At 64.0% G+C, this 6,830-nt stretch carries 3 protein-coding genes and 2 pseudogenes; 2 read left to right on the forward strand and 3 right to left on the reverse strand.

The genetic code is table 11. The annotated features are described in order from the left end of the window. Nucleotides 1-163 precede the first annotated feature (163 nt). Nucleotides 164-1,183: pseudogene (locus tag B7Y64_RS18815) on the reverse strand (site-specific integrase); the annotation flags it as partial. A 97-nt stretch (nucleotides 1,184-1,280) separates the two neighbouring features. After that, nucleotides 1,281-1,442: pseudogene (locus B7Y64_RS18820) on the reverse strand (MerR family DNA-binding protein); the annotation flags it as partial. A 435-nt stretch (nucleotides 1,443-1,877) separates the two neighbouring features. Here B7Y64_RS18820 and B7Y64_RS18825 point away from each other — a divergent pair. Continuing rightward, nucleotides 1,878-2,198: a copper-binding protein gene (locus tag B7Y64_RS18825; RefSeq protein ID WP_067513095.1), complete on the forward strand. Its 321-nt coding sequence runs from the start codon at nucleotides 1,878-1,880 to the stop codon at nucleotides 2,196-2,198. Between the two features lie 367 nt (nucleotides 2,199-2,565). Here B7Y64_RS18825 and B7Y64_RS18830 read toward each other — a convergent pair whose 3' ends face one another. After that, nucleotides 2,566-3,852 (reverse strand): sodium/hydrogen exchanger, encoded by a 1,287-nt coding sequence (locus B7Y64_RS18830; RefSeq protein ID WP_011805132.1) that lies wholly within the window; start codon nucleotides 3,850-3,852, stop codon nucleotides 2,566-2,568. 178 nt (nucleotides 3,853-4,030) lie between these two features. On the opposite strand from B7Y64_RS18830, the gene B7Y64_RS18835 reads away from it, so the two are divergent. Beyond that, nucleotides 4,031-6,673, forward strand: coding sequence for a heavy metal translocating P-type ATPase (locus B7Y64_RS18835; protein WP_011805131.1), 2,643 nt, complete (start codon nucleotides 4,031-4,033; stop codon nucleotides 6,671-6,673). Nucleotides 6,674-6,830: the final 157 nt, after the last annotated feature.

Raw genomic sequence — 6,830 nt, forward strand, 5'->3', positions numbered from 1 at the left:
AGGAAAGTCAATGAAATCAACGGTCTACCCAGACCACCCCCGCGCCAGTGCTAGCTTTGCGTACCGTCACTTATTGCACTGAAAACGAGGAGACCCCTTGGATCACTGACCATTCGCCTTCGCCGAAGACCCGGGTGACGGCCAGCGATTCGGAGCGCGATGCGCCGCGCACCTTGATGCCGGCGAACGGGTTGGCCAGCAGGTAGCGCTGCTGGATCAACCAGCGGAACATGGCGCCCACCACCGACAGCGCGTAGGCCACCGATCGGGCTGACAGTCCACCGATGAACGGCCGCCACTCGGGCGACGAGCGCGGCCGCGCCGGGCCGATCCAGCGGGCCCTGGGCGCTGGGTGTCGCAAGAAGGCGCGAAAGGCGACCGCGTCTTCTGTGGTGAGCGAGGACAGCGCCCGGCCGCGCTCCACAACGGCCCACAGAATCAGCCGCTCGGCCTCCTTGCGGTAGGCCCGCTGGGTTGCAGCCGATTCGTGCAGCGCCAGCCAAGCCTGCACCGCCTCGTAGTCGTCGTTTGCGTCCAGCGTGCAGGTGGCCTTGGGTGCGCGGAAGGTGCCCCGCGAGCCGTCGACCTCATGGGGCACGCGCAGCCTTTCCCAGGGCGCCACATCATCTTGAGCGCCGATGGGCACCAGCGCGCGGGCTTGCTGCGTGAGGTGCGCGTGCGCGGCGAAGAAGGCTTCGATCTGCCTGGCGCTGGCCGCGCCCAAGCCGGGAATGCCCGTCCACCAGCGCCGGCGCCGCGGAATTCGCACCGTCAGATCGGCCAGGGTCTTGAAGCCATGGGCTTTCATGGCGCCGGCGGCACGCGCCGGCAGCCAGCGCTCGAGGTCGTCCGTCACCATGGGCGCGGGCACCGGCAGATGCCGCAGCGTCTCGATCGCATCCATCACGGCGCGGGCGCGCTGCGCGCGTTCCGCCGCCGAGTGTTCGAGCAGGCTGGCCAGGTCTTCCCGGTGCCGCTGGCGCGCATGCTTGGTCAGCTGCCGGCGGATGTCGCCCAGCATTGCGCGAGAGGACTGGCCGTCCGCCCTGTCCACCCCAAGATATTGGGCAACGGCCGCTCGCGCACCCAGGCCCGCGTACCAGGCGCGCAGCGCCGCGAGGGCCGCGGTGCCGGGGAATTCCTTTTCCGCATTCGCCGGCTTGGAGACTCGGGTACTTTTCACGATCGCCAGTTTAGTGGATCGACATGGCTATTGCGATAAGAAAGATTATCTCAATAGCATCGTCAATGAACGCGTCATGAGGCCGATGCAGGTGGGTGCGGACATGACCGATGTGCTCATTCAGTGCAAGATTCGCCGCTCGGTAATCTGCTTTCCTGCGCAAAGCCAAGCTCAGCAGTGTTCGAACCTCTTCGAGCGACATGTCCATCGCCCGGCACAAGCAAATGAAGCGCAGCTGGTGGATGTCCTCGCCGGTGTATTGGTCATGCGGGTGATCGACGACAACTTCAAGACGATCGTCCAACTCCTGTCGACTGCTTGGCTATTTCTTGGATTGGCAATATTGCTCATTAGGCGAGTACCCGTGCCATTGCCAAGCTCGAAGCATCCGGATGTGCCGGGCGCTATGCGGCTGCTTTGGTGGGCTTTTTCCTGGCCTTGGTATTGCACGAGAAAATAGACTTGGAGCGAATCGCTTTGTTTTCAACATCGCTCAACTGTGCCTCAGCTGTAGGAGTGCGCCTGCGCGGTGAGACCGCGACGGCGGCTAGCGTAGCGGCAATGCCTGTGCAACTGGGGAGTCCCTCGGCGAAAAGGGCTGTACCATGCGATGGCACGTGACGAGCAGACAAAAACCCCTTTCCGAGCGACTCTCGAGACGTGCTCGCCCCTGTCGCAACGGGGGAACTTAGCCATGGATACCTTGCATTTGACGCGCCGCAAATGGGTTGTGGGATTTGGACTGGCGCTGGTTGCGACCGCGGCGTGCATCGCTGAGCCTTCCGCCAGCGACTTCATCTCTGGCCGGATCGTCAAGATCGATCACGAGGCAGGCAAGATCACCCTGCAGCACGATGCCATTCCCTATCTGCACCTTCGGGCCGGGACGACGACCTTCAGGTTCGTTGAGGCGAAGTGGCTGATTGGCAGGCGCGACGGGGACCGGGTCCGCTTTCAGGCGGATCGGTTCGATCTCAGCCTGAGAATGACGGCACTGATCTACGTGCCATCCTGAAACGCAACGAGGCGGACTCGCCGCCTCGCTCAAGTGCTGCGTAAGCAGCTTACTTCCTCTGTTGTCCGCCCGACGTATCGCGGTGTCCGTGCGGGTCCAGGTCCCCGGGTTTGTGGCCCTCGTGCGGATGATGGGCGCCAGGCTCTTCCGTTGTGCCTGTTGGTGGAGCGCTTTTGTCGCGGTGGCCTTGGGGATCCAGATCACCTGGAACGTGGCCTTGGTGCGGATGATGGGGGCCGGGTTTCTCGGCGGGTTGATTGGCCATGATTTGCTCCTTGGATTGAAGGGCCAACCTTAGCGCTACCGCACTTCCTGGGTGGTAGGACGGCATCCCGAAATTGCGAAGAGCTGGCGGTAGCGCGTTTACTCAGCCGTTGCGCCCGACGGTATCAGGACCTGACCCCCGGCGTGCCGCCGCCTGCGGATCGTGCCCATGAATCGTGGCCTCCAGTTTCCTGACGGCGCGCCAGGCGGCCGGCCCCGACAGCATGAATAGGACGGCGGCGAGACCGAGGTACAACCACCCCAGCATGGTCAGCGAAGCGATGGCCTTGGCGGCATCCGCGCGATAGACAAAGGCGAGAACGATCTGGACCGAAAAGAGGGCCGCCAGCACGACTGCCGATAGCAGGCTGAAGCGCAACCGGAGCAACAAAGCCACTCCAAATAGCGACTGTGCCGCGGTCAGAAAAAATTCCTCGTGCTGCCGCGCGTCCAGCGGCAACGACGCAATCGCTCCGGCGCCGACGCTCATCGCCAGCGGCAGCATGCCCACCAGCAGGGTCCACTGGTTGATCTTGTCGCTGATCATAGTTGTGAGCCCGCCCTCGGCGCGCCCCGAAAGGACGAACAGGATGGCGATGACGACTGCCGGCGCCTCGCTCGCCAAGGGTGCAAGCCACTGGATCAGCAGGAACTCGTCGATGCCCAGGATGCGCCCTGAGGCGACGATGGATTCAGCGAACGGCTCGGCTGCCGCCAGGATCACGCCCGCGGCGACGATCGCCAGCCCGGCCATCCAGGCCCACTGCTTTCGCGGAGAGAGCTCCGACAGCGCCGCGGCCGGGCCGGGCTCATCGTCGGCTTCGAGGCCCGTTTCCACCTTCGGCAGCCGGCTCGTGAACCAAAGATAGGTGCCGAAAATCAGGACCAGAATGACCGTGTCAACCAGATTGATGCGGTTCTTCAGGACGATCGAAAATGCGTAGACGCTGGCCACCAATAGGAAACCCACTTCCAGCACGTTCACGCTTGCCAGTTCGATGGTGCGCTTGCGGGTGCGCCACCAATGAAGGAACACCATGAGAGGCCACGCCACGCCGACCAGCAGCCGGTTGGCGCCTGTCATATTGGCCGCGGCATAGTGCACATAGTTCGACTCAGGCGCCTTGCCAGCCTGGTACGCGTAGTACATGTCGACTGCATACTCGGGCAGGACTGTGATGAGTGCGACGAGAGCCAGTATGAGGCCCTGCGAAATGCGCTTCTCTGCGGCTTCGGCGCCCCACGAGAGCATGAAGCCGGCCGCCAGCACGGCGAGCCCGAACACGGCCGTGTCCACGACAGCATTGGGGCGCCATCCGCTGATCCGGAAGATGGCGGCCGGGACAATCGCGGCAATGGCAATGGCCAGCAGGACAAGAAACTTTCTCATTGTTGTGCTTCGCAGTACGTTGGCGGGTTTGGCCCGGCAGCCGATCTTACCCACGAGCTTGTCTGCTGTGGGGCCCTCGGCGGGCCTGACTGATAACTCGACCTCATAATCCACTGTTCACAACGGCTGGAGCTGCATAGTAGCCCAGCAGCTTGACAACAAAAATCGGAGTGCACCCATGGCCAAAGCCGAAAAAATCCGCCTCGACATTCCCGTCCTTCTATCCGGCGTGGAAGATGTCAAGGACCTGTGCGTGGCGCGGCTCATCTCGCTGCTTTCAGGTCGCAACGGCATCAGTGAGGTGCATGTTGCCAACGCCGGGGGTTCGCAGCCGCCTCAGTTGTGCATTCACTACCGGCCCGACACGATCTCGCTGCAGCGTGTGCGCGAACTCGCTGCCTCATCGGGCGCCGAGCTGGGCGAACGCTTCGCGCATCTGGCGTTCCACACATCGACCCAGCACGCGCGCGCCGCGAGGCGCCTGAGCGACAAGATCTCCGCACTCCAGGGCGTGGTCGAGGCGGAAGTTTCAACCACGGGTTCCGTTCGCATCGAATTCGACCGGTCGCTGGTCGATGAAGCGAAGGTCAGGTCCGAACTCGAAATGCTTGGGCTTCCCCTGAAGCCAGCGAGCTCGGCCCCGGCGAAACACGGTGAAGGCGTGCATTCGCACGACGGCCATGCGCATGAGGGCGGCCATGCGTACGATGACGCGCCAACGCCGCACCAGGGTCATGCGCATGCCGAGCACGGTCACGATGACCATGCCGACGGGAAGGACCATGACCACGACCATGCGGATCACGCCGGCGCGGGCCATGCCCATGACCATGGCGGGCCCTTCGGAGAAAAGTCCGAATTGATCTTTGCGTTGCTGGCGGGCCTCATGGTGCTCATCGGCTGGCTGCTTGCGTGGCGCGACCTCGCGCCCGAACTCGTCAGCAAGGGCTTTTACGTCGCCGCGTATGTCTTCGGCGGCTACTACACGCTTAAAGAGGCGATCGAGAACATCCGCGCGAAGCGCTTCGAGATCGACACGCTGATGCTCGTTGCCGCCGCGGGCGCAGCCGCACTCGGTCAATGGGCCGAAGGAGGCCTGCTCCTGTTCCTGTTCAGTCTTGGCCACTCGCTGGAACATTACGCCATGGGGCGGGCACGCAAGGCGATTGAAGCGTTGGCCAAGCTCGCGCCCGAAACTGCGCTGGTGAAACGGCCCGACGGCAGCACGGAACAGGTCGCGGTGGCGCAACTCGTAGTGGGCGACGTGGTGCTCGTCAAGCCGAACGAGCGGCTGCCCGCCGACGGCTTCGTGGTGCGTGGCGAGTCCAGCGTGAACCAGGCCCCCGTCACCGGTGAAAGCGTGCCCGTGGACAAGCGGCCGGTCGACGATTCCCAGGCGGCGTTGCGGGCGTTCGAGAAGGTTGCCGCACTGCACAAGGTGTTCGCAGGCACGATCAATGGACCGGGCGCCATCGAAGTCATGGTGGCCCGTGCCTCGACGGAGTCCACGATGGCACGCGTTGTCAAGCTGGTCACCGAAGCTCAGACGCAGCGCTCACCCACGCAGAATTTCACCGACAAGTTCGAACGGATTTTCGTTCCCGTCATCCTCATTGGCGTGGTTCTTCTGCTGTTCGCCGGCTTCGTCATCGACGAGCCGTTCAGCACCACTTTCTACCGGGCCATGGCCGTGCTCGTGGCGGCAAGCCCCTGCGCGCTGGCGATTTCGGTGCCTAGTGCCGTGCTGAGCGGCGTGGCTCGCGCCGGGCGCAGCGGCGTGCTGGTCAAAGGCGGCGGCCCTTTGGAGAACCTGGGCACCCTGACGGCGATTGCGTTCGACAAGACGGGGACACTCACGGAAGGCAAGCCCCGGCTGACGGACGTCGTTGCCGGCCCCGGTTCGAGCGAATCGGAGTTGCTGACGGTCGCGCTGGCGGTGGAGCGGCACAGCGACCATCCGCTGGCCTCCGCGATAGTCGAAGGCGCACAAAAGCGACTGACCTCGGGCAGCCCCGAACCCGGCGTCGAATCGGTGCAGAGCATCACTGGCCGGGGCGTATCGGCACGAGTTGCCGGGGAAATGTTGCATGTGGGCAAGGCCGCCATGTTTTCCGAGATCGGCGGGGCGCCAATGCCGCCGGAGGTGGCTCGCGCCAACGAGGCGCTCATCGCCCAGGGACGCACGACCATGGTCGTGCGCCTGGGAGAGCGCTACCTGGGTGTGCTCGGCGTGATGGATACGCCCCGGCCGGCCGCAGCGGGCGTGATGCGAGCCCTCAAGGAGCTCGGAATCGAGCGCCTGATCATGATCTCTGGCGACAACCAGCGCGTTGCCGAAGCCGTGGCGCAGAGTGTCGGCCTTACCGAAGCGCAGGGTGATCTGATGCCGGAACACAAGGTGGATGCCATCAAGAAGTTGCTGGAGAAGGGAAGGGTCGCGATGGTGGGCGATGGGGTCAACGACGCGCCGGCCATGGCGAACGCGACCGTGGGCATTGCGATGGGCGCGGCCGGCTCAGATGTGGCGCTGGAGACCGCGGACGTGGCGCTGATGGCCGACGACCTGAGCCAGTTGCCTTTCGCGGTCGCGCTGTCGCGGCGCACGGCGCGGGTGATCCGCCAGAACTTGTGGGTGAGTTTGGGGGTTGTGGCCGTGCTGATCCCGGCAACCATCTTTGGGCTGAACATTGGCACGGCTGTTCTGTTCCACGAAGGATCGACGTTGCTCGTGGTCGTCAACGCGCTGCGCTTGCTCGCATTCGAAGGTGTGCCTTCCGTCGGCGCCGTGGTTCCGCAAGCAGCGCCCACCGCTGCCTCCTGAGACCGAGTCGCTAGCCCTTGTTCGCGTTTGCCGCCTTCGCAGGTACGGCCTTCTCGGCTGTCCGCGCCGATCCAAATTTGAGCCACCGTGCCGACTGAATATTGAGCCAGGGGTGGAAGCCGACTTTGAGAGGGTCGGCTGTGGATAAGTGTAGAGG

The sequence above is a fragment of the Acidovorax sp. 35-64-16 genome, assembly GCF_002281195.1.
GTDB lineage: Bacteria > Pseudomonadota > Gammaproteobacteria > Burkholderiales > Burkholderiaceae_C > Acidovorax > Acidovorax defluvii.

Excerpts from the sequence above, each read along its gene's own strand:
- B7Y64_RS18835 (WP_011805131.1), top strand. The coding sequence starts at position 4,031 with ATGGCCAAAGCCGAAAAAATCCGCCTCGACATTCCCGTCCTTCTATCC.
- B7Y64_RS18830 (WP_011805132.1), bottom strand. The coding sequence starts at position 3,852 with ATGAGAAAGTTTCTTGTCCTGCTGGCCATTGCCATTGCCGCGATTGTC.
- B7Y64_RS18825 (WP_067513095.1), top strand. The coding sequence starts at position 1,878 with ATGGATACCTTGCATTTGACGCGCCGCAAATGGGTTGTGGGATTTGGA.